Annotated in this window: 2 protein-coding genes; both read left to right on the top strand. The window is 63.1% G+C overall.

Annotated elements, in window-relative coordinates; all coding sequences use genetic code 11:
* The coding region (locus EN939_RS34620) for a quinone oxidoreductase family protein (protein ID WP_127271871.1) at positions 1 to 945 on the top strand (945 nt) is incomplete at its 5' end.
* 42 nt (positions 946 to 987) lie between these two features.
* Positions 988 to 1,161, top strand: coding sequence for a hypothetical protein (locus EN939_RS38360; RefSeq protein ID WP_164748740.1), 174 nt, complete (start codon positions 988 to 990; stop codon positions 1,159 to 1,161).
* Positions 1,162 to 1,283: the final 122 nt, after the last annotated feature.

Below are 1,283 nucleotides of genomic sequence, written 5' to 3'. Positions count from 1 at the left end.
GATACGGATATTCTGGTCCGCGTGATGGCGGCGGGGGTCAATCCGGCCGACTGGCAGAACCGCCGCAATGGCGCGGTGTATGGGACTGGCCCGCGGGACGCATTCACCATCCTCGGCATTGACGGTACTGGGATTATTGAAGAGGTGGGTTCGGCAATCACCCATCTCCGTCCCGGGGACGCCGTCTGGTATGTCGATGGCGGCTATGCCGGCAATTTCGGCAGCTACGCCGAATACAAGGTGCTCAACGGGCATTATGCCGCGCGGAAACCCGTCAGCCTAGGCTTCGTCGAGGCAGCGGCGTTGCCGACGGTGGCGCTCACGGCCTGGGAGGCAGTATTCGAGAAGGCCGATGCCAAGCCGGGTAGCTTCGCCCTGGTGCATGGCGGCGCAGGAGGACTTGGACATATCACTATACAATACCTGCGCAGGCTCGGCGCCCGTATCGCGGCAACCGTCTCAGGCGACGCAAAAGCTGCCTTCGTGCTGTCACTTGGTGCTGAACTGGCGATCCAATATCGCGAGGAGGACGTTGCCGCCGCCTTGCGCCGCTGGACCGGAAAAGCCGGCGCGGATATCGTCTTCGACTTCGTGGGGCACGAGAATTTTGCGCGAAGCTTCGACCACGCCGCGCCGTTCGGCACTCTGGTGAACACCGTCGTCTCGCCATGGCCGAAGGGAAGCAACGATTCAGCGGAATGGAACAATCTCGACGTCCGCTTCGTCAATATCGGACAGCCGCAGATCGCGGGCGATCATCTTCGCCGGCTGAGACAGACCGATGTCTTGCGGCGGGTTGCCGGGATGGTCGATCGCGGCGAGCTGCACCCTCATGTCGACCGGGTGGTGTTGTTCGGCGGTGTTGGCGCGGCACACGAAGCTTTGGAGAACGGCCGTACGATGGGTCGTGTCGTCCTTTCCATTGCTCCGGACCTGGCTGCCTAGCGCCGGCGACCAACCACTGTTCATGTCAGTAAAGATCACACCATGGACATGGGACTTGTTGGAAAGCGCGTCCTCGTGATCGAACCGAGCACCGGGCTCGAGGCGATGGTGGAGGTATTCGCCGCGGAAGGTGAAGCCGCTTTCGTGCAGGGGCGGGACGAAGCCTGCGCGCAGGCCTTGGCCGAGTCGATCTTTGACGCCGGCGGTCGAGTCTAATGCGACCGCGTGCAGCGCTTCATCCGGCGGGGGGGACCGGGGCGCGACGCTGCTCGTCGACTGCGTGAAGCAGTCCGCATCGGCCGCGAGTTCGGGGTGCTTGGCATCACTTTCTCGAAGTC

This window comes from Mesorhizobium sp. M7A.F.Ca.CA.002.05.1.1 (genome assembly GCF_003998335.1).
GTDB lineage: Bacteria > Pseudomonadota > Alphaproteobacteria > Rhizobiales > Rhizobiaceae > Mesorhizobium.
This window is presented reverse-complemented; position numbering and strand designations above follow the sequence as displayed.